Annotated in this window: 24 protein-coding genes and 1 pseudogene; 4 read left to right on the plus strand and 21 right to left on the minus strand. The window is 69.7% G+C overall.

Going from position 1 to position 26,244, the window contains the following annotated elements; all coding sequences use genetic code 11:
- Window positions 1-171: 171 nt before the first annotated feature.
- From ACJH6I_RS25605 to ACJH6I_RS25700, 20 genes and pseudogenes are all read right to left on the minus strand, one after another.
- Window positions 172-558, minus strand: a pseudogene (locus ACJH6I_RS25605) (hypothetical protein); the annotation flags it as partial.
- Window positions 559-568: 10 nt separating this feature from the next.
- Window positions 569-1,366 (minus strand): DivIVA domain-containing protein, encoded by a 798-nt coding sequence (locus ACJH6I_RS25610; protein WP_212812061.1) that lies wholly within the window; start codon window positions 1,364-1,366, stop codon window positions 569-571.
- Between the two features lie 268 nt (window positions 1,367-1,634).
- Window positions 1,635-1,928 (minus strand): YggT family protein, encoded by a 294-nt coding sequence (locus tag ACJH6I_RS25615; protein WP_020103629.1) that lies wholly within the window; start codon window positions 1,926-1,928, stop codon window positions 1,635-1,637.
- Window positions 1,929-2,050: 122 nt separating this feature from the next.
- Window positions 2,051-2,689: a cell division protein SepF gene (locus tag ACJH6I_RS25620; protein ID WP_212812062.1), complete on the minus strand. Its 639-nt coding sequence runs from the start codon at window positions 2,687-2,689 to the stop codon at window positions 2,051-2,053.
- 65 nt (window positions 2,690-2,754) lie between these two features.
- Entirely contained in the window at window positions 2,755-3,558 is an 804-nt protein-coding gene (locus ACJH6I_RS25625; protein ID WP_318985145.1) for an alanine racemase, read from the minus strand.
- Window positions 3,555-4,265, minus strand: a complete 711-nt coding sequence (gene pgeF, locus ACJH6I_RS25630; RefSeq protein WP_318985146.1) for a peptidoglycan editing factor PgeF — start codon at window positions 4,263-4,265, stop codon at window positions 3,555-3,557. The genes ACJH6I_RS25625 and pgeF overlap by 4 nt, the downstream gene beginning before the upstream one ends.
- Window positions 4,266-4,307: 42 nt before the next feature.
- Window positions 4,308-5,486, minus strand: a complete 1,179-nt coding sequence (gene ftsZ / locus ACJH6I_RS25635) for a cell division protein FtsZ (RefSeq protein ID WP_318985147.1) — start codon at window positions 5,484-5,486, stop codon at window positions 4,308-4,310.
- A gap of 205 nt (window positions 5,487-5,691) precedes the next feature.
- Window positions 5,692-6,648, minus strand: coding sequence for a cell division protein FtsQ/DivIB (locus ACJH6I_RS25640; RefSeq protein ID WP_406784737.1), 957 nt, complete (start codon window positions 6,646-6,648; stop codon window positions 5,692-5,694).
- A complete protein-coding gene (murC, locus tag ACJH6I_RS25645) occupies window positions 6,645-8,054 on the minus strand; it encodes a UDP-N-acetylmuramate--L-alanine ligase (protein ID WP_406784744.1) in 1,410 nt (469 codons plus the stop codon). The genes ACJH6I_RS25640 and murC overlap by 4 nt, the downstream gene beginning before the upstream one ends.
- Window positions 8,055-8,092: 38 nt before the next feature.
- Entirely contained in the window at window positions 8,093-9,256 is a 1,164-nt protein-coding gene (gene murG / locus ACJH6I_RS25650; RefSeq protein ID WP_318985149.1) for an undecaprenyldiphospho-muramoylpentapeptide beta-N-acetylglucosaminyltransferase, read from the minus strand.
- The gene (gene ftsW / locus ACJH6I_RS25655) at window positions 9,253-10,977 is read right to left on the minus strand and encodes a putative lipid II flippase FtsW (protein WP_318985150.1); all 1,725 of its coding nucleotides are present in this window, start codon (window positions 10,975-10,977) and stop codon (window positions 9,253-9,255) included. Before ftsW ends, murG begins: the two co-directional genes overlap by 4 nt.
- 297 nt (window positions 10,978-11,274) lie before the next feature.
- Window positions 11,275-11,940, minus strand: coding sequence for a DUF5642 family protein (locus ACJH6I_RS25660; protein ID WP_212812067.1), 666 nt, complete (start codon window positions 11,938-11,940; stop codon window positions 11,275-11,277).
- A gap of 69 nt (window positions 11,941-12,009) precedes the next feature.
- A complete protein-coding gene (gene mraY, locus ACJH6I_RS25665) occupies window positions 12,010-13,089 on the minus strand; it encodes a phospho-N-acetylmuramoyl-pentapeptide-transferase (protein WP_212812068.1) in 1,080 nt (359 codons plus the stop codon).
- Entirely contained in the window at window positions 13,086-14,585 is a 1,500-nt protein-coding gene (gene murF, locus ACJH6I_RS25670) for a UDP-N-acetylmuramoyl-tripeptide--D-alanyl-D-alanine ligase (RefSeq protein ID WP_318985151.1), read from the minus strand. The genes mraY and murF overlap by 4 nt, the downstream gene beginning before the upstream one ends.
- Entirely contained in the window at window positions 14,582-16,117 is a 1,536-nt protein-coding gene (locus ACJH6I_RS25675; RefSeq protein ID WP_406784738.1) for a UDP-N-acetylmuramoyl-L-alanyl-D-glutamate--2,6-diaminopimelate ligase, read from the minus strand. Before ACJH6I_RS25675 ends, murF begins: the two co-directional genes overlap by 4 nt.
- 42 nt (window positions 16,118-16,159) lie before the next feature.
- Window positions 16,160-18,103 (minus strand): penicillin-binding protein 2, encoded by a 1,944-nt coding sequence (locus tag ACJH6I_RS25680; protein ID WP_318985153.1) that lies wholly within the window; start codon window positions 18,101-18,103, stop codon window positions 16,160-16,162.
- Window positions 18,100-19,254, minus strand: coding sequence for a hypothetical protein (locus tag ACJH6I_RS25685; RefSeq protein WP_318985154.1), 1,155 nt, complete (start codon window positions 19,252-19,254; stop codon window positions 18,100-18,102). The genes ACJH6I_RS25680 and ACJH6I_RS25685 overlap by 4 nt, the downstream gene beginning before the upstream one ends.
- Window positions 19,254-20,375 carry a 16S rRNA (cytosine(1402)-N(4))-methyltransferase RsmH gene (gene rsmH, locus ACJH6I_RS25690; RefSeq protein ID WP_244872956.1) on the minus strand — a complete coding sequence of 374 codons (1,122 nt, stop codon included), beginning with the start codon at window positions 20,373-20,375 and terminating at the stop codon, window positions 19,254-19,256. Before rsmH ends, ACJH6I_RS25685 begins: the two co-directional genes overlap by 1 nt.
- Window position 20,376: 1 nt before the next feature.
- Window positions 20,377-20,811, minus strand: coding sequence for a division/cell wall cluster transcriptional repressor MraZ (mraZ, locus tag ACJH6I_RS25695; RefSeq protein WP_020103613.1), 435 nt, complete (start codon window positions 20,809-20,811; stop codon window positions 20,377-20,379).
- Window positions 20,812-21,218: 407 nt separating this feature from the next.
- Window positions 21,219-21,611 (minus strand): DUF3040 domain-containing protein, encoded by a 393-nt coding sequence (locus ACJH6I_RS25700; protein WP_212812073.1) that lies wholly within the window; start codon window positions 21,609-21,611, stop codon window positions 21,219-21,221.
- 210 nt (window positions 21,612-21,821) lie between these two features.
- Between ACJH6I_RS25700 and ACJH6I_RS25705 the strand changes: the two genes are divergently transcribed.
- From ACJH6I_RS25705 to ACJH6I_RS25720, 4 genes are all read left to right on the plus strand, one after another.
- Complete coding sequence (locus ACJH6I_RS25705; RefSeq protein ID WP_318985155.1) at window positions 21,822-22,415, plus strand: N-acetyltransferase; 594 nt, start codon at window positions 21,822-21,824, stop codon at window positions 22,413-22,415.
- Window positions 22,416-22,505: 90 nt separating this feature from the next.
- Window positions 22,506-23,132 (plus strand): LppM family (lipo)protein, encoded by a 627-nt coding sequence (locus tag ACJH6I_RS25710; protein WP_318985335.1) that lies wholly within the window; start codon window positions 22,506-22,508, stop codon window positions 23,130-23,132.
- Window positions 23,133-23,273: 141 nt separating this feature from the next.
- Complete coding sequence (idsA2, locus tag ACJH6I_RS25715; protein ID WP_064858727.1) at window positions 23,274-24,332, plus strand: bifunctional (2E,6E)-farnesyl/geranyl diphosphate synthase; 1,059 nt, start codon at window positions 23,274-23,276, stop codon at window positions 24,330-24,332.
- Window positions 24,333-24,338: 6 nt separating this feature from the next.
- Window positions 24,339-25,856 (plus strand): alpha-(1->6)-mannopyranosyltransferase A, encoded by a 1,518-nt coding sequence (locus tag ACJH6I_RS25720; RefSeq protein ID WP_406784739.1) that lies wholly within the window; start codon window positions 24,339-24,341, stop codon window positions 25,854-25,856.
- On the opposite strand, the gene ACJH6I_RS25725 is transcribed toward ACJH6I_RS25720, so the two are convergent.
- On the minus strand, window positions 25,853-26,242 hold the full coding sequence (locus tag ACJH6I_RS25725; protein WP_406784740.1) for a PPOX class F420-dependent oxidoreductase: 390 nt from the start codon (window positions 26,240-26,242) through the stop codon (window positions 25,853-25,855). The two genes, ACJH6I_RS25720 and ACJH6I_RS25725, sit on opposite strands and share 4 nt — an antisense overlap.
- Window positions 26,243-26,244: the final 2 nt, after the last annotated feature.

Below are 26,244 nucleotides of genomic sequence, written 5' to 3' on the forward strand. Positions count from 1 at the left end.
CAGTATGAAATTGAGAGCGCCGGGGGCTCAGGCCTTCTTGGCCTCGTCTTCGTCTGCCTTGGCTTCTTCGTCTGCCTCGGCTTCCTCGGCGCCCGCTTCCTCAGGCTCGTCGGTTTCCTCGGCAGCGTCAGCGGCCTCGGACTCCGCCGATTCCGCGTCGGTCGTGATGACGGTCGCCGCTTCGGTCTCGGGCTCGTCGGACTCGGAGCTTTCGGCCTCGGCCGCTTGGGGCTCGTCAGACGCCTCGTCTTCCGAAACCTTCTCGGCCACAACCGTTTCGGGCTCGTCGGCCGGGTAGTCCTCGACAGGTTCGGCGGCCGCTTCTTCTTCCGCCGCGGCTTCCTCGCCGGCCTCGGTGGCCAGCGCGTCGTCGACGTCGGGGGCGGACTCCGCCGCCGCACCGCGCGAGCGTTCCCGCAGTGCGTCGACGATCAGCAGCAGCACCCCGATGACGCTGGCGCCGATACACACCCAGGCGATCAGCTCATTGCTCGTGACAATCGCGGTCACCAGCGCGGTCAGCCCGATGAGGGCAAGGACCAGGGCAATGATCAGCATTGGTCAGCCGTCAGCTGTTGCCCCGGTTGAACTGGCCGAAGCCAGCACCCTCGCCACCGGCCGCCGAATCCGCCGGAGCGGCAGAGCCGCGCTGGCCGAGCTCTTCGAGCTGGGACTCCAGGTAGGTCTTGAGGCGGGTGCGGTACTCGCGCTCGAACGTGCGCAGCTGCTCGAGGCGGCCTTCCAGCACCGTGCGCTGCTGGTTGATGTTGCCCATGATCTCGGTGTGCTTGCGCTCGGCGTCGGCCTGCAGGGCGTCGGCCTTGTCCTGGGCCTGACGCAGCTGGGCCTCCGAACGGGTCTGCGCGTCCGCCAGCATGGCCTCGGCGCGCGCCTTGGCGTCGGCGACCGTGGTCTCGGCAGTGCGCTTGGCGTCGCTGACCAGGGCATCGGCCTGCGCCCGGGCGTCGGCGAGGGTCTTGTCGGCCTCGGCCTTGGCCGAACTGGTGAGACGGTCGGCGGTGTCCTGGGCCAGGCTCAGCACCTTGGCCGCGCGGACGTGGTGGTCCTCGCCGACCGGCGCGGCGACAGGCGCGGCCGCCGGCGCGGGCGCCGCGACGGGCTCGGGCTCCGGCGCAGGCGGGGTGAAGACCGGAGCCGCCACCGGCTGGCCGGTGCGGGCGGACTGGAGCTCGGCGTCGAGCTCGGCGACCCGCTGCCGCAGATCGCTGTTCTCTTCGATCAGCCGAGTCAGCTCGGTCTCGACGAGATCGAGGAATGCATCGACCTCATCCTCGTTATAACCGCGCTTGCCAATCGGCGGCTTGCTGAATGCGACGTTGTGGACGTCAGCCGGAGTTAGCGGCATCTTCTGCCCCCTTGCAGTCTGGACCGTCAATCGGTGTCAAAGTGTAGAGCGATCAAAGTGTAGAGCGATCGTGGAGTAACTGGCGTCCATCCTGTCACAGCAGACCCGTCGGTTGCAGGCGAGGTCCGGAATTAAGAACGAATTTCAATGTTTCATTGGAATTCGGCAACGCGGCCCGACGCGCGGCGCGAATTGACCAAAACGAAAGAAGCGCATTAATTACATAAATGTAATTAATGCGCTTCTGCAGGTCAGGGGAACGTCGTGCTCAGGCCCCCACCTGATCGAACGACAGCCGCATGCCGATGAACACCACCATGAGCAGCACCACGATGGACAGGTCGACCCGGACCGGCCCGATGGTCAGCGGAGGGATCAAGCGCCGCAACAGCTTCACCGGAGGATCGGTCACCGTCATGATCGCCTCGAGGATCACCACGGTCAGTCCCCTCGGCTGCCAGTCCCGGCTGAATCCGCGGATGAACTCCACCACCACGCGGGCGATCAACAGCAGCCAGAAGACGAACAGCGCAAAACCCAGAATGTCGAAGAACAGGGTCAATGCAACAGACCTCACTAGCGCGGGAAAAGCGCCGACTGCTGTCGGCGCTTGAGAGCGAGCCTACCTAACGCAGACCCCTCCGGCCGGGGGCCGAAGGGGTCTTGCGTGAAGCTGCGCAGGTGTTACTGGTAGCTGTAGAAGCCCGCCTCGGCGATGCGGCGACGCTCCTCGGCGCTGACGTCGACGTCGGCCGGCGACAGCAGGAACACCTTGGTGGCGACCTTGTCGAACGAGCCGCGCAGCGCGAAGGCCAGGCCGGCGGCGAAGTCGACGAGGCGCTTGGCGTCGGCGTTGTCCATCGACACCAGGTCCATGATCACCGGGGTGCCGTCACGGAAGCGCTCACCGATGGTGCGGGCCTCGCTGTAGTCCTTGGGACGCAGGGTCGTGATCTTGGCGAGGGCGCTGCCGGCCTCGAACAGCTCGGCCATGCGGCGGGGCTCCATGGCGACGGCACCACGGGTGGCACCACGCAGGGTGTTGAAGCGCGGACGCTCGAACTCGCGCGGGCCGCGCGCCGGCATCTCGTCGTAGCCACCGCGGTAACCCATTGGGGCACTTTCGTATTCGCGGCCCATGCGGTCGTCGTAGCCGCGCGGCTCACCACGGCCGTAGTCGTCGTCCTCGAAACGCTCGTCGCGGGGGCGGCGCGGCGCCTGGTAGGCGCGCGATGGACGGTCTTCGTCGTCGTAGTACTCGTCGTCGTAGTCGTCCATCGGCGCCATACCGAAGTAGGCCTTGACCTTGTGCAGTGTGCTCATCGGATGCCCCTAGCTAAGAATGTGGTGTCTGGTGACTGTGATGTAAGTGTGACTGGAGTGACTACTCATGGTGACGTTAGAGGACGCGGTCCCATTAACGCGGTACCGACACGCACACACGTTGACCCGTGTCGCACCGCGATTTCCAGGTCGTTGGACATGCCCGCGGAGAGCCCCAGTCGGTGGGGGTATTGCGTTTGGACCCTGAGCAATTCAGCCTCCAGTCGCGCAAACTCCGCTTCGGCGTCGCTGGTCAGCGGCGGGATCGCCATCAGGCCCGCCAAACCCAGGCCCGGGGCCGCGTGCGCGGCCGCGCACAGATCGTCGACCAGATCGGGCCGGTCCACCGGGACGCCGCCGCGCGCCGGATCGCCGTCCAGGCTGACCTGGATGTAGACCTGCAGGGGCTCGGACCTGCGGCCTTGGTCCAGCGCCTCGACCGCGCCGCGGGACAACGCGGCGATCAACGGCCCGGTATCGACGGAATGCGCCACCGCCGCCCAGCGCGCCACGGCCCGCGCTTTGTTGCGTTGAATTCGGCCGATCATGTGCCATCGAATTGCATTGTTCGACTCTATGTTCGATGACGCATCCAACAATTCGCCCGGCGCTGTGATCAATTTCTTGTCCGACAAGATGCCCGACACCTCATCGACTTTGCCTGAGGCTTCCTGCTCCCGGGATTCACCGAATGCCCGGCAGCCCAATCCGAAGAGCGCAACAACATCACTCGCCGGAAAGAATTTGGTCACCGGAAGAAATTCGATGTCGGCCCGATCCCGGCCGGCGGCTGCCGCGGCAGCGTCGATCCGCTCCTGAATCCGGGCCAGCGACGCGGCCAGTTCGGCCTCGCGCGGCGTGCTGGTCATTCCATCCACACCACCGACGCCAGCCGCCCGGTCGGGGCGCCACGTCGGTGGCTGAAGAGATTCGGATCGTCGACCGTGCAGCGCGGGTCGATGTCGATGGCCTTGATACCCAAGCCGGCCAACTGCTTGGCGATGCCGGCCCGCAGGTCCAGACCCACCGTGCCGCGGGCGGTCGTGGTGATGCTGCCCGGCAGCACCGCCTCGACGTCGTCGGCCATCTCGTAGGGCACCTCATAATTGCGGCCGCTGACCGCCGGACCGAGCAGCACCGAGATGTCCTGCACCTGCGCACCGAGTTTCTGCATCGCCTCGACCGTGCGCAGCACCACGCCCTTCTGCGCGCCGACCCGTCCGGCATGCACGGCGCCCACCACACCGGCGCGCGCATCACCCAACAGCACCGGCACACAGTCGGCCGTGATCACCGCGAGCGGAAGCCGCGGTCTCGCGGTGACCAGGGCGTCGGTGTTGTCGTAGGCTCCCCCGGCTCCAGTTCCAGGGCCCTCGACAACTTCGACATGGTCACCGTGCACCTGGTTCATCCACACCAGCGGGCCGTGCCCGATGGCCTCGGCCAGCCGAGTCCGGTTGGCCGCCACGGCCTTTGGATCGTCGCCGACGTGGTCACCCAGGTTGAACGTGTCGAACGGGGCCTTCGAGACCCCGCCCGCACGCGTCGTAGTCACTCTGCGGATACGGAACGTCACGATGACAAATTTATCCGGCGTATCCGCGCCACTCGGTCACCGTCAGTGCTTCATGAACGGCGGCACGTCGACGTCGTCATCGTCGTCGCCGCGGCCGCCGACGCTCACCGTCACACCGTTGGTCGCCGCCGGGACGGTACCCGGGTCGGCGTTGAAGGCACCGACCTTGCCGGCGCTCGCCGTGCCGAAGGTCTGCGCCCGGTGCGCGCCACCGGCAGCAGCCGGCGTCGCAGTCGCACCCGGCACCGCCGAGGTGACGGGCTTACGACTCTGACCCGCGGTGTCGAACCCGGCCGCGATGACCGTGACCCGGACCTCGTCGCCCAGCGAATCGTCGATGACGGTTCCGAAGATGATGTTGGCCTCGGGGTGCGCGGCGTCCTGCACCAGCGACGCGGCCTCGTTGATCTCGAACAGACCCAGGTCGCTACCGCCGGCCACCGACATCAGCACGCCCTGAGCGCCGTCCATCGAGGCCTCCAGCAGCGGCGAGTTGATGGCGATCTCCGCGGCCTTGAGCGCACGACCGTCACCGCGGGCCGAACCGATACCCATCAACGCCGTGCCGGCACTGCTCATGACGCCCTTGACGTCGGCGAAGTCGACGTTGATCAGGCCGGGCGTGGTGATCAGGTCGGTGATGCCCTGCACACCGTTGAGCAGCACCTCGTCAGCGCTGCGGAACGCGTCCATCAGCGAGACGGCGGCGTCGCCCATCTGCAGCAGGCGGTCGTTGGGGATGACGATCAGGGTGTCGCAGCTCTCGCGCAGCGCCTGGATGCCCAGCTCGGCCTGGTTCGAGCGGCGCTTGCCCTCGAACGAGAACGGGCGGGTCACCACACCGACGGTCAGCGCGCCGAGCTTGCGGGCGATGCCGGCGACGATGGGCGCGCCACCGGTGCCGGTGCCACCACCCTCGCCGGCGGTGACGAACACCATGTCGGCGCCGCGCAGCAGCTCTTCGATCTCGTCCTTGGCGTCCTCGGCGGCCTTGCGTCCCACCTCGGGGTCGGCGCCGGCACCCAGGCCACGGGTCGAGTCGCGACCGACATCGAGCTTGACGTCTGCCTCACTGAGCAGCAGCGCCTGCGCGTCGGTGTTGATCGCGATGAACTCGACGCCGCGAAGGCCCTGTTCGATCATGCGGTTGACGGCGTTGACGCCGCCGCCGCCGACACCGATCACCTTGATGACGGCGAGGTAGTTATGCGGGGGTGTCATCTGACGTCTTCCTCCCTGGCTCGGTTTGTCCTGAGCAAAACTTCTCGAATCAAAACCCTAAACCTCAACCATAGGGTTAGAGTTATGTCAAGTTGTTCCGCGCAAACAGAACGGTAGGGTGCGGCCGCGCCGCAGCCGTGCAGGCGCGCCGAGAGTTCACGCGATTTTTCTCGGACCAGGCGTGCGAAACGCCCGCAGCGATGAGCTACTTCACAGTGGGCAGGTCAGGACTGGACACGTCATAGGTGTGCCCCGGCTGCGTTAGCAGCGCGCCCAGCTTCAGCGCCTTCTCCTCCGTGCGGTCGGTGGTCCCCCAGATGACCTCACGACCGTCGTTCAGCGTCAGCGTGACGGCGGCAACCGACGGCGCCCCGACCCGTGCGACCTGGCTGAACACCTCAGGACGCAGCGACAACAAGACCTCGAGGGCCGCCAGCGTCGCCGGATCCTTCGGGCCGGGATTGTCGGCATCGAGGTACGGCAGTCCCTGCGGCGGCGGCTCGGTCGCGAAATCCACCCCGTCGCGGTCGAACAGGTGCGGACCGTCCGGATACTCCTTGGCCGCCACCGGGACCCGCTCGGCCACCGTGATCCGCAGCGTGGACGGGTACTCCCGCTGCACCCTGGCGCTGGCCACCCGCCGGATCGTGGCGACCCGTTCGGCCACCGCGTCGGTGTTGACCTGCAGCAGCGGCGTGTCCGGTTTGACCGCGGCGGCCGCCTTCACCTCGTCTTCGGTGAGGCTCGCCAGACCGGTCACCACGGTGTGCCGGACCGCCATGATCGGCGTGAAGTACAGCACCAGGCCCAGCGTGACGGCGACGACGGCCGTCACCGCCGACCACAGCAACATCTTCAGGCCGCGGATGACGCCGCGCGTGGGCGCCTTGGGCTGGTCGGACAGGCCCGCCGCCCGGCGCCGGGCCTCCTGACGCGCCTGCTCCAGGGCCCTGGCCCGTTCCAGCGCGATGCGGCGTTCCTCCCGCTCGCGCCGGGCACGGCGACGGGGCCCCTCGTAGTCGGGTGACGCGGGATCGGCCGACGCGGCGTCCGGCGCCGCCTCGTCCGCGGGCGCTTCTGCCGCCGCCTCGCCCGGCACCGTATCGTCCTGCGCCGCAACAGGTTCGGCAGCCGGCTCCCCCGAGCCGTCCTCCACGGTCACGGCGTGGGCCGTCCCGGAGCTGCGCGGTTCGCCTTGATCTCCAGTGCGGTCAGGATCTCGCGGCCCAGCAGCGTGACGTCGCCGGCGCCCATGGTGACGATGACGTCACCGGGACCGGCCTTGGCCGCCACCTGCTCGGCAACCGCGGAGAAGTCCGGCACGTAGTGCACCGGGGCCGAGACATGCTCGACGATGCTCGCACCGCTGACGCCGGCCAGCGGGGCCTCCCGCGCGGCATACACGTCGAGGACGAACACCTCGTCGGCACGATCCAGCGCCTGGCCGAACTCCTTCGCGAAAGTCTGTGTGCGCGAATACAGGTGGGGCTGGAACACCACGATGGACCGCGACGTGCCGGCCACCGCCCGCAACGCCTCGAGCGTCGCCCGGACCTCGGTGGGATGGTGTGCGTAGTCGTCGAAAACCCGGACGCCGTAAGCGGTTCCGACCGCCTCGAAGCGGCGCCGCACGCCTTCGAACCCGGTGAGACCGTCGAGCACGGCCTCCGGATCGGCACCGACCTCGCGGGCCGCCAGCAGCGCGGCCAGCGCGTTGAGCGCCATGTGCTTGCCCGGCACCGACAGCCGCATGCCCCGGCGGTGCGGCTCGCCCGCGAGTTGGATGGCCGCGACGCCGCCGGTGCCCTGCTGCTGCCAGGTCAGCAGCGTCGCTTCCAGATCCGTGCGCTGTGCACTGCCCATGCCGTACCGCAGCACACGAACGCCGCGCTCCGCCGACCGCTGGGCCAGCGCCTCGGCGCCCGGGTCGTCGGCGCACACCACCAGCGCGCCACCGGGACGCAGCCGGGCCACGAAGTCGTCGAACACCGCGGTGTAGGCCTCGACGCTGCCGAAGTGGTCCAGGTGGTCGGCCTCGATGTTGGTCACCACCGCCACGTCGGGCGTGTACTCGAGCAGCGAGCCGTCGCTCTCGTCGGCCTCGGCGACAAAACAGTCGCCGCTGCCGTGGTGCGCGTTGGTGCCGGCCTCGCCCAGGTCGCCACCGACGGCGAACGACGGGTCAAAACCATTGTGCTGCAACGCCACAATGACCATCGACGTCGTCGTGGTCTTGCCGTGCGTGCCGGTCACCAGCACCGAGCGGTAGCCGTCCATCAGCTTGGCGAGCACGACCGGGCGCATGATCACCGGGATGCCGCGCCGGTGGGCCTCCACCAGCTCAGGGTTGTCCTTGGGGATGGCGGCGTGCGTGCTGACCACGACGGTCGGACCACCCGGCAGCATGTCCAGCGACGACGCGTCGTGCCCGATCCGGATCTCGGCCCCGCGGGCCCGCAGCGCCGCGACACCACGGGATTCCTTGGCGTCCGAACCGGACACCTGGCCGCCGCGGTCCAGCAGAATCCGGGCGATGCCGGACATCCCGGCACCGCCGATACCGACCATGTGCACCCGGGCGAGCTCGGGTGGCAGCTCCCGCGCCGTCACCGGGCATCCGATCCGGCCGCGACGCCCGCGACTTCCAGGGCGATCTGCGCCACCCGCCGGGCCGCGTCACGGTGGCCGGCCAGCGCGGCCGCCGTCGTCATCTGGTCCAGTGCGGCGGTGTCGCGCATCAAGTTTCCGATCCGTTCGGTGACGAAGTCCGGGGTCAGCTCGGCGTCGTCGACCAGCAGGCCGCCGCCGGCGTCGACCACCGGGAGTGCGTTGAGTCGTTGCTCGCCGTTGCCGATCGGCAGCGGCACGTAGACCGCGGGCAGACCGACGGCGCTGACCTCGGCGACGGTCATGGCGCCGGACCGGCAGATCGCCAGATCGGCAGCCGCATAAGCCAAATCCATGCGGTCGAGGTACGGCACCCCGACATACGGCGGGGCGCCCGGCGCCGGCTCCGGCAGCTCGAGGGTGTTCTTGCGGCCGTAGGCGTGCAGGACCGAAACACCTTGCGCGGCGAGGCTTTTCGCCGCACCGGAAACGGCGCGGTTGAGCGACTGCGCGCCCTGGGAGCCGCCGAAAACCAGCAGCACGCGGGCGTCGTCGGCGAAACCGAAGAACTCGCGGGCCTGCGCGCGCAGCGCGGCCCGGTCGAGCGAGGTGATGGACTCGCGCACCGGGATGCCGACGACCTCGCCGCCCTTGAGACCCGAATCCGGTACCGCGGCCAGCACCCGGCGCGCCGAGCGGGCGCCGACCTTGTTGGCCCAGCCCGCGCTGGCGTTGGCCTCGTGCACCACGACCGGGACGGTGCGGCGCCGGCGCAGTCCCCCACCGCGGGCGGCGAGGTAGGCGGGCAGCGAGACGTAGCCGCCGAAGCCCACGACGACGTCGGCCTGGACGGCGTCGAGGACGTCGCGGGTCTCACGCACCGCGGCGCGAACCCGCAGCGGCAGCCGAGCCAGGTCGGCAGAAGGTTTGCGCGGCAACGGAACCGGCGTGATCAGCTCGAGGTCGTAGCCACGTTCGGGAACCAGCCGGGTCTCCAGCCCGCGGGCCGTGCCGAGGGCGGTGATCCGGACATCGGGCCGCAGCGCCACCAGTGCGTCGGCGACCGCCATCGCGGGTTCGATGTGACCTGCGGTGCCGCCTCCGGCCAGAACCACCGAGATGCGGGACCCTCCCCCGTCGCTCCGGCCCGAACTCACACTCACCCGTACCGCTGACCTTCCAATGTGCGGACCCGCGGGTCCGACCGGCGCGGGTCACGTCTTTGTTGACCCTTGAGGTCACCATTTTGCCTTGCACGCCGTCCGGCACCGTCGGCCGGTACGGGGTTTCGGCGGGCGCGGTCCGACCGCCGGTCCGGTTCCTCGGTGCGTCGCGTGCGCCGCGGGGCGTCGGTCCGGCGCTGGCGGCCCGGCGGCTCCTGCCGGGTGGCCTGCCGGGTGGGGCGGGCAGCCCTGGTGGGCTTTGCCGGCTTGGTGGGTTTGGCCTGCCGGGCGGCAGGCTTGCGGACCGGCTTGTCGCCGCGGCCACGCAGCCGGTCCCGGGCCGAGTCCAGCGTGGTCGGCGAATACGGCACGGGCGGCGGCAGCCGCAGAATCCGGTTCATCCGGTCGTCGCGGCCGGCGCGCAGCGCGGCCACCGCCTCGGGCTCGTGGCGCGCCGCATTGGCGATCAGCCCGATCAGCAGAAGCGTTGTGGCCGTTGCTGTTCCACCGGCGGAGATGAGCGGCAGCTGGATGCCCGTGACCGGCAGGAGGCCGAGCACGTAGCCGACGTTGATGAACACCTGGCCGACGACCCACAGCGTCGTCGTGGCGGTCAGCAGGCGCAGGAACGGGTCGACCGACCGGCGGGCGATGCGCATGCCGGTGTAGGCGAACAGGCCGAACAGCGCCAGCAGGCCCGCGGCGCCGATGAAGCCGAGTTCCTCGCCGATGATGGCGAAGATGAAGTCGTTGTGCGCGTTGGGCAGGTAGTTGAACTTCGCGGTGCCCTGGCCCAGCCCGTCGCCGAACATGCCGCCGTTGGCCAGCGCGTACTTGGCCTGCCGCGACTGATAACCGATGCCCTGCAGGTCGGAGTCGGGGTCCAGCCACGCCCGCACACGGTCGGAGCGGTAGCCGGCCGAGACCGCCATGATCGCGGCCGCACCGATGCACAGGACCAGGGAGCTCAGGAAGATCCGCAGTGACAGACCGGCGTACCAGAGCAGGCCGAGCAGCACGATGCTCACCGACACCGTCTGCCCGAGGTCGGGCTCGGCCACGATCAGGCCCAGCGCCAGCACCGCCGCGGGGACCAGCGGGAACAGCAGTTCTTTCCAGCCGGCGTGCTGCATGCGGCGGGTCGCCAGCAGGTGCGAACCCCAGATCGCGAAGGCGATCTTGGTCAGCTCGGACGGCTGCATCGAGAAACCGGCGACGACGAACCAGCCGCGGGCGCCGTTGGACAGGTGGCCGATGCCCGGGATCAGCACCAGGGCGATCAGCACGAGGCTGACGATGAACGCCGGCAGCGCCATCCGGCGCATGAACGCGATGGGCAACCGCAGCGCGACGTAGAACGCGATGAGGCCGATGACAGTCCAGAGCACCTGCTTGGCGAAGATCGTCCACGGCGAGCCGTCCTCGTCGTACGAGTGCACGCCCGAGGCCGAGAGCACCATGGTCAGGCCCAGGGTGATCAGCAGTGCCGCGCAGGCGATGACCAGGTGGAACGACGTCATCGGCCGGCTCAGCCAGGCCCCGAACCGGGCCCGGGGGCCCTGTCGCTTGGGTTGAGCGGCCTTCGCCGTCGACTCCGCGGCCGCGTCTTTGCCCGCGTCTTTGCCGCCGGCGTCGGAGGCGCTCGGGTTCTTCTCGTCCGGGGCCTGCGGAGTTTCCGGGCCGGCTTTGCCCCGGCGCAGCTTTGCAAGGATGTCCGGCATGTGACTACCCGACCTCGTCGTTCACATTGGTCACAGAAACCACAACTGTCCCTTGCATCCCAAAATCCTCCCCTGTCGCACCCGCAGGGCGTGGCACATCCGGCGCGTGTCGCCGGAATGGGGCGATTTGCCAGGAGTCCCTCATCACACGGCCCGCGAGGCCGCCGTGGCTCCTTGACACTGCGCCGCGGCCGCACGGTCAGCGGCCCGCCGTCACGAATGCAACGTCACGGCGAGATTCGGGGCGTTCTGCCGCCGCCTGGTTACATTCGCGGCGGCCGCGGCGTCGGAGAGAAATCAGCTCTTGATCGCCGCGACCGCCTTGACGAGCAGCTCCTTGGCGACCTGCGGGTCGACGTCGGCCTGGACGACGGCCACGGTCTTGTCCCCCAGGACGGCGGTGTAGGTGGTCTCCTCGATGGCCTTGCCATTGGCGGCGATGTGCGCCTGTACGCCCATGGTCTTGGCGCCCGCGATGTCGGGGCCGGGAACGCGGTCGACCGTTGCGGTGACGCCGTCGGTCGAGTCGACGGTGAACTGATCGCAGCCCGCGTGGCCGAGTTCGCCGACGGTGCCGGCCGCTTCCGCCGCCATCACGATGACGGTGTGGCCTTCCTGGTTGCTGCCGATGAAGCCCGCGGTCTTGGCGCCGACGCCGGCGGGCGCGAGCGGCTTGAGCAGCGACGCGCACTCGGCGGGCGTGACGATCGACGGCGGAGTTGTGGTGAGCGCGCCGACACCGGGGGCGTCGAGCTTCTCCTGCGTGACGGTGTCGGCCTCCAGATCCATCGGGTCGTAACCCGGCGGCAGGCTGCTCTTGGCACCGCCGACCTTCGAGATGTCGTACTTCGCCGCGGCCTGGCCACCACTCCCGGACTTGCCGTCCGAACCGCCGCAACCGGCGATCAGCGCCGCGCCCGCCAGCACGACAACCGGCCCGACCAGGTATTTCTCGACACTCATGGCGCGAACCCTAACAGCGGCCTCGGGCACCACCGCGCAAATGCTGAATGTCGGCTGGGAGCCGCGTGTCTAGCGGCCACCCGCCGACAGCCATTCGCTGTAGAACAGCGCCACCCCGAGCCCGCAGGCGATGGCGGTCAGCAACCAGAACCTGATGATCACCGTGGTCTCGGCCCAGCCGGCCAGCTCGAAATGATGATGGAACGGCGCCATGCGGAACACCCGCCGCCCCGTGGTGCGGAAGGCCAGGATCTGGACCACGACCGAGGTCACCTCGGCGACGAACAGGGCGCCGAGCACGATGGCCAGCGTCTCGGTCCGGCTGGTCACCGACAGGCCGGCGATGATGCCGCCCAGCGCCAGCGAGCCGGTGTCGCCCATGAAGATCTTCGCCGGCGCGGCGTTCCACCACAGGAAGCCGATGCATGCGCCCGCCGTCGCGGCCGCGACCAGCGCCAGGTCCAGCGGGTCACGGACGTTGTAGCAGCCCGGTCCCGGGCTGGTGGCGCACGCGTTGCGGTACTGCCAGAACGTGATCAGCACATACGCCGCGCTGACCATCGCCATCGCGCCGGCCGCCAGCCCGTCCAGACCGTCGGTGAAGTTGACGGCGTTGGACCACGCGCTGACCAGGATCACGATGAACAGCACGAACAGCAGCGGGCCCAGGGTGACGGTCGCGATCTCGCGCACGTAGGACAGGCCGGCGCTGGCCGGCGTCAGCCCGTAGCCGTTGCGGAACTGCAGCACCAGGACGCCGAACAGCACGGCCGACACCAGCTGGCCGACGGTCTTGGCGGTCTTGTTCAGACCCAGGTTGCGGGCCCGGCGGAGCTTGATCAGGTCGTCGATGAAACCGACGGCACCCAGCGACGTGGCCAGACCGAGCACGAGCAGGCCCGACGCCGACGGCCCTTCGCCGTCGACGAGCAAGCCGACGAGGTGGGTACCGAGATACCCGCACCAGATGCCGGCGATGATCGCGACGCCACCCATCGACGGCGTCCCGCGCTTCTTCTGGTGGCTGGCCGGACCGTCCTCGCGGATCTCGTGACCGAAGCCGCGGCGGGTGAACAGCCGGATCAGCACCGGCGTCAGCACGATCGACACCGCGAGCGCGATACCGACGGCGAACAGGATCTGGATCATGCCTGCCCCTCCCGCGCCAGCTCCTCGGCCAGCGCGCCGAGCCCCGCGGAGTTCGAGGCCTTGACCAGCACGACGTCGCCGGGCTCCAGCTCGGCGCGCAGCAAATCAAGCGCGGCTTCGGCATCGGGGACGGGCGATACCTCGCTGCCCCACGAACCTTCCATCACCGCGCCGTGTTGCATGGCGCCCATAGTCCTCCCGGTTCCGACGACGACCAGTCGTGACACATCTAAACGCACGGCCAGTCGACCGATGCTGTCATGTTCGGCAATCGCGTCGTCACCCAGTTCGGCCATCTCGCCGAGCACCGCCCAGCTACGCACCGGCGTGCCGGATTCGGCACGCGCCGACTTGGCCATCCAGGCCAGTGCCTTGAGGCCCGCACGCATCGAGTCGGGGTTGGCGTTGTAGGCGTCGTTCACCACGACCACGCCGTCGGCCCGGGTGGTGACCTGCATGCGGTGCTTCGAGACGGGGCCGGCGCCGGCGAGCGCGTCGGCCACCTGCGGCAGCGTCGCGCCGCATTCCAGCGCGACGGCGGCGGCGCTGAGCGCGTTGGACACCTGATGGTCGCCGTGAACGGCCAGCGCGACGTCAACCTGCTGCTCCCCCGCGTGCAGGGTGAAGCGCGGGCGGGCCAACTCGTCGAGGGTGACGTCACCGGCCCACAGGTCGGCGCCCGGCGAGCGGGATACCCGCACGACACGGGCCCGGGTGACGTCCGCCATGGCGGCGACGGCACCGTCGTCGGCGTTGAGGATGACGACACCGGATGCCGGGACAGCCTGCGGCAGTTCGGATTTCGTCGCAGCGATGACGTCGCGCGAGCCGAATTCGCCGAGATGCGCGGTGCCGACGTTGAGCACCACACCGATCGACGGCGGCGCGATCTCGGCGAGCGCGGCGATGTTGCCGGGGTGCCGCGCGGACATCTCCAGCACCAGGAAGTCGGTGTCGCCGGTGGCGCGCAGCACGGTCCACGGATGGCCGAGCTCGTTGTTGAACGATCCGGGCGGCGCGATCACCTCACCCAGCGGCGCCAGTACCGCGGCCAGCAGGTCCTTGGTCGACGTCTTGCCCGAGGAGCCGGTGACGCCGATGATCCGCAGACCCCCGGCGGTCAGCCGGTCGGCCACGGCACGGGCCAGCTTGCCCAGGGCCGCCAGCACTGCGGCGCCCGAGCCGTCGGTGTCGTGCTCCAGCGCGCCCGACGCCGAATCGACTTGTCCGGCAACCGGTTTCACGACGATGGCCGGCACCCCGACCGGCCGGGCCGCCAGCACCGCGACGGCACCTGCCGCCACCGCACCCGCGGCGAAGTCATGTCCGTCGGTCCGGGCGCCCGGCAACGCCAGGAACAGCCCGCCTGCGGTGACGGCCCGCGAGTCGAATTCGACGGTGCCCGTCACGCGCGTCGCAGCCGCCGCCTCCGGCGTGATGTCGGACAGTTCGCCGCCGACGATGTCGGCGATCTCTGCCAGGGTCAGGTCGATCATGCGGGTGACTCCCCAGCTTTCCCGGCCGCCGCATCGAGCGAGGCGGCCAACTCATCACGATCATCGAAGGGCCTGGTCTGGCCGGCGCGGGTCTGGCCCGACTCGTGGCCCTTGCCCGCCACCAGGACGGTGTCGCCCGCGCGCGCCCAGGCGACGGCGTGGTCGATGGCGGCCCGGCGGTCACCGATCACCACCACCTCGGCCGAGCCGCCGGCGGCGCCCGCGGCGATGGTGGCCCGGATGAGGTCCGGGTCCTCGTCACGCGGGTTGTCGTCGGTGATCACGACCAGGTCGGCGAGTTCCGCGGCGATGCGTCCCATCGGTTCGCGCTTCCCGGCGTCCCGGTTGCCGCCGGCGCCGAACACCACGGCCAGCCGGCCCCGGGTCTGCGGGCGCAGCGTCTGCAGCACCGCCTCCAGGGCGCCGGGCTTGTGCGCGTAGTCGACGAGGGCCAGGAAGTCCTGCCCGCGGTCGATGGGCTGCAGGCGGCCGGGCACGGTGGCGGTCGCCAGTCCCGGTGCCGCCTGCTCCGGTGTGACGCCGACGGCGTCGAGCAGCGCCACCGCCAGCAGCGCGTTGGCGACGTTGTAGCCGCCGGGCAGGCCGATCCGCAGCGCGTGCCGGGCGCCGTCGGGCCCGACGGCCGTGAACTGCTGGCCGCCGCGGTCGGCGTCGATGTCGGTGACGGTCCAGTCGGCGTCGCCGGTGGTGCTGACGGTCACCGGATCGGCGGCCCGCGCCGCCATCTTGCGGCCCCAGTCGTCGTCCACGCAGACGACCGACACTTCGGCATGGTTGGGCGAATCAGGTTGGAACAGACGGGCTTTGGCGTCGAGGTAGTCGTCCATGGTGGGGTGGAAATCGAGGTGGTCGCGCGACAGATTGGTGAAACCGCCGGCGGCGAAGCGCAGCGCGTCCACCCGGCCCAGCGACAGCGCGTGGCTCGACACCTCCATGACGACGGTGTCGACACCGCGTTCGACCATGGTGGCCAGCAGCGCCTGCAGCGCCGGCGCCTCGGGGGTGGTCAGCGAACTCGGCAGGTCACGGCCGTCGATTCGGATGCCGACGGTGCCGATGAGCCCGGCCACCCGTCCCGCGGCGCGCAGCCCCGCCTCCACCAGATAGGTGGTCGTGGTCTTGCCGGACGTTCCGGTGATGCCGATGACGCGCAGCCGCTCCGAAGGCCGGCCGTAGATTTCGGCGGCGACTTCGCCCAGGACCGCCCGCGGGTCGGGGTGCACGAGGACGGGCACATCCACGTCCAGGAGCTCCCGCCCCTCCGGGTCGGTCAGTACCGCGGCGGCGCCGGCCGCGACGGCGTCGGCGGCGAACCGCGCGCCGTGGGCGGCCGAACCCGGCAGCGCCGCGAACAGGTCACCGGCGACGACGTCGCGACTGCTCAGCGTGACACCGGTGACACGCAGCTCACCGGCCTGGGCCTCGGACGGCAGCGCAGCGCCGACGTGGTCGGCCAACGAGCCCAGCGCGGCCCCGACAGGGTCAGCGGGGCGCAAGGTAGGCGAAGACATGGCCATGACACAGTACCGGGCCGGAGACGGGCGCCCCGCCCGTCAGGTGGCCTGCAGGACCAGCGGCGGACCGGGGTCCGGCGACAGCGGCACGTTCTCGCGCTGCATCAGCCAGGCCGCGATGTTGTGGAACAGCTGCGCCATCGAGTGGCCCGGCGTGCCGTCGGCGTTGCGCTGCGGGTTGTTGGCCATGATGCCGACGACGTAACGCGGGTCGTCCGACGGCGCCATGCCTGCGAAGGTGATCCAGTAGTGGTCGTCGTCGTAGTAGCAGCCGCAGGCCGGGTTGATCTGCTGGGCGGTGCCGGTCTTGCCGGCCATCTGATAGCCCTCGACAGCGCCCGGCCAGCCGGTGCCCTGCTGGGTGCCGCGCGGGTCACGCTGCAGGGTCGCGCGGAACATGTTGCGCAGTGTCGCCGCGGTCTGCGGCGACACGACCTGCACGCCCTCGGGCGCCGCCTGGTCCTGGTGCGTGCCGTCGGCCGAGACGATCGACTTGACGATGCGCGGCGGGATGCGCAGGCCGTCGTTGGCGATGGCCTGGTACATGCCGGTCATCTGCAGCAGGGTCATCGAAAGGCCCTGTCCGATGGGCAGGTTCGCGAACGAGCTGCCCGACCACTGGTCGATCGGCGGGACCAGACCCGCGCTCTCCCCGGGCAGGCCCGAACCCGTGCGCTGGCCGAGGCCGAACTTCGTCAGCATGTCGGCGAAGCGCTCCGGGCCGACCCGCTGGGCCAGCATCAGGGTGCCGATGTTCGAGGACTTCCCGAAGACGCCGGTGGTGGTGTACGGGTCGGTGCCGTGGCCCCAGGCGTCGCGGATGGTGACACCACCCATGTTGTAGCTGCCCGGAACCTGAAGCACCTCATCGGGATTCGACAGCCCGAACTCGATGACCGACGCCGCGGTGACGATCTTGTTCACCGAGCCCGGCTCGAACGGCGACGTCGCAGGCAGGTTGCCCATCTGCTTGTCGTCCTGCCGGCTCAGCTCCTGGGCCGGATCGAAGGTGTTGTCGTTCGTCATCGCGAGAATCTCGCCGGTCTTCGAATCCAGGACCACCGCGGACACGTCGTGCGCGCCGGACATGTCCTTGGCCTGCTGCACCTGCTGCTGGACGTAGTACTGGATGTCGTTGTCGAGCGTGAGCTGGATGGTGGCGCCGTTGATCGCGTCGTGCCGGTCCCGGTAGCTGCCGGGGATCACCACGCCGTCCGAGCCGCGGTCGTAGGTGACCGAGCCGTCGGTGCCGGAAAGCTTTGCGTCGAAGGAATCTTCGAGGCCGAGCAGGCCGTGGCCGTCCCAGCCGATGTCGCCGACGACGTTCGCGGCCAGCGAGCCACCGGGGTACTGCCGGATGTCCTGCCGCTCCGCGCCGACCTCTGGGTACTTCTTGGTGATGGCGTCGGAGATCGCCGGGTCGACGGCCCGCGCCAGGTAGACGAACGAGTCGCGGCCGGTGATCTTCTTGGCCAGGGTGGCGGCATCGGGCTTGTTGTTCAGCAGGCCGGCCACGCCGACGGCGATCTCGTTTAGCCGCTTGTCGGGGTCCGGCGCCGCCGGGGTCTTGGCTTTGGCCTCGGTCAGCTGCTGACGGATCCGGTTCGGCTGGAACGTCAGTGCGCGGGCCTCGATGGTGAACGCCAGCTTGGCGTTGTTGCGGTCGATGATGCTGCCGCGCACCGCCTTCTGCACGTCGGTGACCTTGAGCTGGCTGGCGGCCTCGGCGCGCAGACCGGCCGCCCGCGGGCCCTGCAGGAAGAACAGCTGGACGGCCGCGGCCAGCAGCACCACCGCGATGACGATGTTGCCGGCCTTGTGCCGGAACCCGAACGAGCCGGTCCGGCCCTCGGGCACGACGGCCTCGCGGGTCCGCCGGTCGTGCGCCGAATGCGGTTGCGCGGGACGCGGTTTGGCGGCCGGCCGCTTGCGGGGCGCGCCCGTCCGCGCGGCACCGGTCTTGCGCGGTCGCGTGCCGCTCATGCGGGCAGACCGGGGGCTGGCTGCGCCGGGGCCAGGACCGGAACGGGAGCCGGGGCGACCGGGGCCGGGACCTGAGCCGGGGCTTGTGCGACCGGGGCTTGTGCGACGGGCGCCGGCAGCGCGGCCTCAGGCTGCAACGCCGGGCCGGGCAGCGTGCCCTGCCCAGGCACCGGGAGCGCCGGAGCCGCGGGCGCCGGAGCGTGCACGACCTGCTCGCGCGGGTCGACCACGACGGGCGCCGGAGCGGCGGCCGGGGCCGGAACACCGGCGGGAGCCGGAGCGGCACCCGGGACCGGAACAGCTGCGGGAGCCGGAACAGCTGGGACACCCGCCGGAGCGGGGACGGGAGCGGCAGCAGGTGCCGGCTGCGGGGCGGGCGCGGCAGCCGGGGCCGGGCGCGGGGCCGCGGCCGGGGCCGCTTCGGGCAGTGGCGTGTTCAGCGGTGGTGGCGGCACTCCCTGCGCCGGCTTCGGGCTGCCGACCAGCAGCCAGTTGCCGGTGGGGTCCTGCACCAGGTGCGCGGTGTCGCGCGACGGGATCATGCCGAGGTTGCGCGCCGCATCGGCCAGGGCCGGCGCCGCCTGCGCGACCAGCACATCCCGCTCGAGCGCCTCTTTCTGTTGCTGCAGAGCCTGATTGATCTCCTTGGCGCGGCCCAGTTCGTACGACCGCTCGGCCGCGGAGGTCGACAGCCACAGCGTGACGCCCAGACCCATACCCAGTGCCCCGATGATCAGCACCACGAACGGCACCCGCGCGATCAGATGCCGCGGGTTGAGGTCCATCTCGGCGATGCGGATGAGCAGCCGCTCCCGCAGCGGGGTGCGAACAACCTTGGGCGCCTTGGCCTTCCGTGCCTTGGCGCGGGCCTTGGCCTGTGAGGCGCTCTTGGGTCGCGACGGCGCCGCCGTCGGCCGGGCGAACGGCGTGGTCTGTGGGCCGGCACCGGTGGGCTTGGACCGCTGCGGCCGGACGTCGCGCTTGCCGCGCTTGACGCGGGCGTCAGTCTTGTTGTCGCGCTTGGCTTCCCCCTTGCCACCCTCGCGACGCGATGCCGGGTCGCCGCCGCGGCGCGTGGTGCGGCGGCGCGGATCGGGGTCGGAGTCCCGTCGAGCATTGCCGCCGCGTACCGGTGCTGGCCGCTTTGCCATCACAGACCTCCCCTTGTGACAACTTTTTCCAGTGCGCGCAGGCGGACGGACGCGCTGCGCGGGTTCAATTCGAGTTCGTGTTCGTCGGCCCGCTCGGCGCCCCGGGTCAACGCGGTGAAGAGCGGCTCGTAGCCGGGCAGCTCCATGGGCAGGCCCTCCGGGGTACGCGATGCGATGGCATCGGTGAAGTAGCCCTTGACGATTCGGTCCTCCAGCGACTGATACGCCTCGACCGCGATCCGGCCGCCGGGACGCAGCGCGTCCAGGGCGGCGGGGATCGCCGCCCGCAGGCAGTCGAGCTCGCCGTTGACCTCGGTGCGCAGCGCCTGGAACGTCCGCTTGGCCGGATGCCCGCCGGTGCGACGGGCCGGGGCCGGGATCACCGCGTAGAGCAGCTCGACCAGCTCGGTCGTCGTGGTGAACGGGCGGCGGGCGCGCTCCCGGACGATCGCGCCGGCGATGCGCGAGGCGAACTTCTCCTCGCCGTACTCGCGCAGCACGCGGGTCAGTGCCTTGGCGTCGTAGGTGTTCAGGATGTCGGCCGCCGTCAGGCCCGAGGTCTGGTCCATGCGCATGTCCAGCGGCGCGTCCTGTGCGTACGCGAAACCGCGCTCGGCCTGGTCGAGCTGCATCGAGGACACCCCGAGGTCGAACAGGATGGCGTCCAATTCGCCTGGCCGGTAACCGGATTGGGTCAGCGCCTCGTCGATGCCGTCGTACGGGGTGTGGACCAGGTGCACGCGGTCACCGAACGGCGCCAGGCGCTCCCCCGCGAGCCGCAGCGCGGTCTGGTCGCGGTCCAGGCCGATGAGCGTCACAGCGGGGAATCGCGTGAGGAAGGCTTCGGAGTGGCCACCGGCGCCGAGCGTCGCGTCGATCATGACGGCGCCGGCACCATCGGCGCTGACCCGGGTGAGTGCCGGGGCCAGCAGCTCGACGCAGCGGTCCAGCAGCACCGGAATGTGCGGCCGACGATCGGTCAACGCAACACCCCCAAAAGGCTTCAGCTGGTGGATTTGTGCGGCCCCTGCAGCGAGGTCTCTGTCCGAGTTCGCGAACCTGACGTTGGGGAAGTACGCCAGGGCCGGTTCGGGCAGAGGCCACGCTGCACGGGCCTGCAGGTCAAAGGGTGCTGCCGAGCGCTTCATCGCTTGCCGCGGAGAAGTTCTCTTCGTGAGTTTCTTGGTAGGTCTGCCAGGCCGCGGCATCCCAGATTTCCAGGTAGTCGACCGCACCGATCACGACGCATTCCTTGGTCAGGCTCGCGTAGCGACGGTGGTCGGCCGACAGGGTGATGCGGCCCTGAGCGTCGGGGTGCTGCTCGTCGGCGCCCGCGGCGAAAACGCGCAGGTCGGCACGAGCGGCGGGGTCGTTCCGGGGAGTGCTCGCCACGCGGCGGGCGATCTCGGCTTCGAACTCGGCCCTCGGGTACACGGCGAGGCTGTGATCTGGACTTTTGGCGACCATCAACCCTCCTGCCAGTGCATCGCGGAACTTGGCGGGCAACGTCAGTCGCCCCTTGTCGTCGAGCTTCGGCGTGTAGGTACCCAGGAACATCAGGCACCTCCCACCACTCCGGAGTCCGGTCTCTCCGATGTCCGCCACATTACCCCACAATCCCCCACTTCTCTCCATCTCAAGTCTAAAAATCGCCTTATCTGCCCCACCTGACGCAGCAATCACGAGAGATCGGGAGTGGAGAACGGCCTCAAACGGCCAGGCTGACCGCCAAAATCCCAGTTGGCGGCACATATGGGAGATTGGTGGGGCATTGTGGGGAGCCGCGGAGCACAGCCCCTGAAAAATCGCGGCGCACGTCACCACCGGCAAATTTCGCTACGGATCCGGCGTGTCGGGTGTCACACCACCCGGAACAGGCAAGAGCGCGCCGAAAACAAACCAGGCCGAGCGAAAAACAAAACAGGGGCAGCCGAATCGGCTACCCCTGCGTCACGCGTCCGCGTCTAGTCGTCGAACCTGCGACGGAATCGGTCTTCCATGCGATTGGTGAACGAGTTGCCCGCACGGGCCCGCTTGGACTTGCCACCCGCCGGGGACGACTTCTCCTTGGACAGCACCCGGGGCCCGGTCACCGCGAACACGGCACCGGCAAACATCACCACGAAACCGATGACGCTCAGGATCGGCAGCTGGTTGATCCACAGAATCCGAAAGGCCACACCCAGCACCAGCAACGCCAGACCCAGGACGAACAGCCCTGCGCCCTGCAGTCGCCGCCGCGCCGACGGCGCGTGCAGCGTGCCGCCCCGGACGCTCGAAGCGAACTTCGGGTCCTCGGCGTACAGCGCACTCTCGATCTGGTCGAGCATGCGCTGCTCATGATCGGAGAGTGGCATCCGCGCCTCCCAACTCACACCGCTGCCGGCAGCGGCTCCTGACGTCTGCACCCGTGGTCACGGATACCTAACAGTCATGATACGAGGTCACACAGACACGTACCACATACTTCAGACTCCCGAATTGTAAGACTGGGACGTCGGCCGGGCGACAGCGCCTGTTCAGCAACCCGACACCCGACTTCCCTGCCGCACCGAAAGGCTCACACCGTGGCGACGCTCCTGACCGATCTGTCGCCGGCTGACATGCAGCACCGCCTCGACGACGCGCTGTCCGTCTACGTCGACGCGATGCGCTACCCACGGGGCACCGAACGCCAGCGGGCCGCCATGTGGCTGGAGCACACCCGCCGCGAAGGCTGGACGGGCGTCGCGGCGTTCGACGTCCCCACGGCCGACGAGGCGCCGGAGGCGGCACTGCGATCCGCCCCCATGCTCGGGGTCGCCTACGGGTACCGCGGCGCACCCGATCAGTGGTGGTACCAACAGGTCGCAACCGGTCTGCGCCATGTCGGCACGCCCAGCGAACGCATCGACCAATTGATGAACGGGTATTTCGAACTCACCGAACTGCACATCCACCCACGGGCCCAGGGGCAGGGACTCGGCGAGGCGCTCACCCGCCGGCTGCTCGCCGGCGCCACGGAATCCCACGTCCTGCTGTCCACCCCGGAGATCCACGGCGAGGACAACCGGGCCTGGAAGCTGTACCGCCGGCTCGATTTCCACGACGTCATGCGCAGCTACTTCTTCCCGGGCGATCCCCGGCCGTTCGCCATTCTCGGCCGCGCCCTGCCACTGTGATCCATCCGGTGTGCCGCTGTCCCTGACGCGATCTGGCACGATAACGGCGTGAACCGCCGCCGCCACCTGCGTGCCTTGCTGCTGTTTCTGATGCTGCTCCCCCTGGCGGTCGGCTGCGTGCGCGTCCACACCTCGCTCACCATCTCGCCCGACGACCGGGTCTCCGGTCAGATCGTGGCCGCCGCAAAGGCCAAGAACGCGGACGACAAGGGTCCGCAGCTGACAAACAACCTGCCGTTCGCCCAGAAGGTCGTGGTCTCGGACTACCGCAAGGACGACTACGTCGGCTCCGAGGCGGTGTTCTCGGACCTGAACTTCTCCGAGGTGCCGCAGCTGGCCAATCTGAGCCGCGACTCGGCGGGTGCCGACATCTCCCTGCGCCGCGCCGGTGACCTGGTGATCCTCGAAGGCCGCGTCGACCTGACGACGCTGAGCGACCCGGAGTCCGACGTCACGCTGTCGGTGGCGTTTCCGGGCGACGTCACGTCGACCAACGGCGAGCGGGTGGCCAGCGACATCGTGCAGTGGAAGCTCAAGCCCGGCGTCGTGACCACCATGAAGGCCCAGGCCCGCTACACCGACCCGAGCGCGCGCTCGTTCACCACGGCCGCCATCTGGATGGCCGTCCTGGCCTTCGCGGTCGCCGGCGTCATCGGCGGTCTCGCCTACTGGAGCCGCGACCGCTCGCCCAAGTTCGCCGCCGTGTCCGATGAGTGACTTCGCCGCAGTGTCCGATGAGCGACTTCGCCGCAGTGTCCGACCGCCGGCCCGGCACCCTCTAATCTGAATGTACGATTTCGGGGTCAGGAGAGGGGACGCGCGCTGAGCGTCGATGCCGCAGGTCCGTCGGCTGGCGAGCTGGCGAATGCCATCACAGATCAACTGCGCGACTATCTCGCCGAGCGCCGGCGGGACAGCGCCTACATCGGCGACGCCTACGCCGATGTGACGGGAGCACTCGAAGAGTTCGTCCTGCGTGGCGGCAAGCGCGTCCGCCCGGCCTTCGCGTACTGGGGCTGGCGCGCCGTCGCCCCCGATCCCGGCCACCCGGCCGACCCGGCGGTGCTGCGCCTGTTCTCCGCGCTGGAACTGCTGCAGGCCTGTGCCCTGGTCCACGACGACGTCATCGATTGTTCGGCCACCCGGCGCGGCCTGCCGACAGTGCACCGGCTGTTCGCCGACCGGCACCGCCAACAGGGCTGGCGCGGGTCGTCCGAGCAGTTCGGGCTGTCCGCGGCGATCCTGCTCGGCGACCTGGCCCTGTCCTGGGCCGACGACATCATCGCGAACGCCGACCTGTCGGCCGACGCACGCCGCCGCGTCAACGAGGTGTGGGCGCACATCCGCACCGAGGTCCTCGGCGGGCAGTACCTCGACATCGTCGCCGAATCCAGTGGCGCCGACACCGTGGCCTCGGCCATGAACGTCAACCTCTACAAGACCGCGTCCTACACCGTCACCCGGCCGTTGCAGCTGGGCGCCGCGGCCGCCGCCGACCGGCCCGACGTGCAGAAGATCTTCCACGCGGTCGGCACCGACCTGGGCATCGCGTTCCAGCTGCGTGACGACGTGCTCGGGGTGTTCGGCGACCCGGCCGTCACGGGCAAGCCGTCGGGTGACGACCTGCGCTCGGGCAAGCGCACCGTGCTGCTGGCCGAGGCCGTGGAACTGGCCGAGACCTCCGACCCGGCCGCGGCGGCCCTGCTGCGGGACTTGATCGGCACCGATCTGACGGACGGCCAGGTCGGCGAACTCTGCGGCGTGATCGAGGCCGTGGGTGCACTGAGCGCCGTCGAGCAGCGCATCACGCTGCTCACCCAACGTGGACTGGACGCCCTCGCCGCCGCCCCCATCGACGAGGGCGCCAAGGCCGGCCTCACCGAGCTCGCCCGGCGGGCGTCCAACCGGTCCGCGTAGGCCACGATGTCGACCTCGACCACTGCTCCAGGGGCGCTGGCCCGGCTCACCGCCTTCGGGCGATCCGACGAGGGCCGCCCCGCGCTGCTCGGCTTCGCCGGCGCCATCCTGATCGCCCTCGGCGGCCTCGGCGCCGGGAGCACCCGGCAGCACGATCCCCTGCTCGAGTCGATGCACCTGTCGTGGTTCCGGTTCGGCCATGGGCTGGTGCTGTCGTCCATCCTGCTGTGGACCGGCGTCGCCCTCATGCTGATCGCCTGGCTCGCGCTGGGCCGGCGCGTCGTCGACCGCACCGCGACCGACTACACGATGATCGCGACGACCGGCTTCTGGCTGGCGCCGCTGCTGCTGAGCGTGCCGGTGTTCAGCCGCGACACCTACTCCTATCTGGCACAGGGCGCGCTGCTGCGCGACGGGCTGGACCCCTACCTCGTCGGGCCGGTCGACAACCCGAACTCATTGCTGGACAACGTGAGTCCGATCTGGACCACGACCACCGCGCCCTACGGCCCGGCATTCATCCTGGTGGCCAAGTTCGTCACCATGATCGTCGGCGACCACGTGGTCGAGGGCACCATGCTGCTGCGGCTGTGTATGCTGCCCGGCCTGGTCATGCTGATCTGGGCGGCGCCCCGCGTCGCCCGCCACGTCGGCGCCAACAGCGCTGCCGCCCTGTGGATTTGCGTCCTCAACCCGCTGGTGATCATCCATCTGATGGGCGGCGTCCACAACGAGATGCTGATGGTCGGCCTGATGATGGCCGCCATCGCGCTGACCTTCGAACGGCATCCCATCGCCGGCGTCAGCCTGATCGCGCTCGCGGTGGCGGTGAAAGCCACCGCGGGACTGGCACTTCCGTTCATGGTGTGGGTCTGGATGCGCCAGTTGCGCGAACGGCACCCGTGGGGGCAGGTCCGCGCGTGGCTGGTGGCCACCGCGGCGTCAGGGGTGATCTTCACCGTGGTGTTCGCCGTGGTGACGGTGGCGGCCGGCGTCGGGCTCGGCTGGCTGACGGCACTGGCCGGTTCGGTGAAGATCGTCAACTGGTTGACCATCCCGACGGCGGTGGCCAACCTGATCCATGCCATCGGCGGACTGTTCACCACCGTCAGCTTCTACGCGGTGCTGGACGTCACCCGCATCATCGGCATCGCGATCATCGCCATCTCACTTCCCCTGCTGTGGTGGCGATTCCGGCACACCGACCGGGAAGCGCTGATCGGCATCGCGCTGGTGATGGCCGTCGTGGTGCTGTTCGTACCGGCCGCGCTGCCCTGGTACTACACCTGGCCGCTGGCGATCGTCTCGGCGTTGGCGCAGAGCCGGTCGGCCGTCGCCGCGATCGCCGGGTTCTCGACCTGGATCATGGTGATCTTCAAACCCGACGGATCGCACGGCATGTATTCGTGGCTGCACGTCATCTTGGCAACGGGATGCGCTGTGGCAGCCTGGTATTCGTTGGCGCACGCACCCGAACAGGCCGAGCGGCCGGAGTCCGCCAAGCCTGCCGGCAGCGCCGCCTAGACGTTCCGGGCCCGCGTCCCCTCACCGTCGATGCCCCACGCGACGATTCGAGTGGGCGTGATCCGGATGATGTCGCCAGTCAGGCCGCCGTCCGTGCTGCCCGCTCCGGGCAGGACTTGCGCCGCGCCCCTGATCTCGATGCCCTGTGCCCGCGGTGGCGTCACCGAGTGCACCTCGTCGACGATGAACGCCACCTTCGGATTGGCGATCACGTTGCGCCACTTCTGCGTTGAGCCGAGTGCGTGGCCGACGATGTCGATGGTCCCGTCAGGGCCGAGGTGTACGCCGACGGGCCGGATCTGCGGCTGGCCGCCGGGTCCGATGGTGCTGAGCCGGCCGATCGGTTGTGCTAGCAGAAAGTCCCGCTCGGCCACGGTGAACGTCATGG

It is taken from the genome of Mycobacterium sp. SMC-13, assembly GCF_045311035.1.
In the GTDB taxonomy this organism is placed as follows: Bacteria; Actinomycetota; Actinomycetes; order Mycobacteriales; family Mycobacteriaceae; genus Mycobacterium.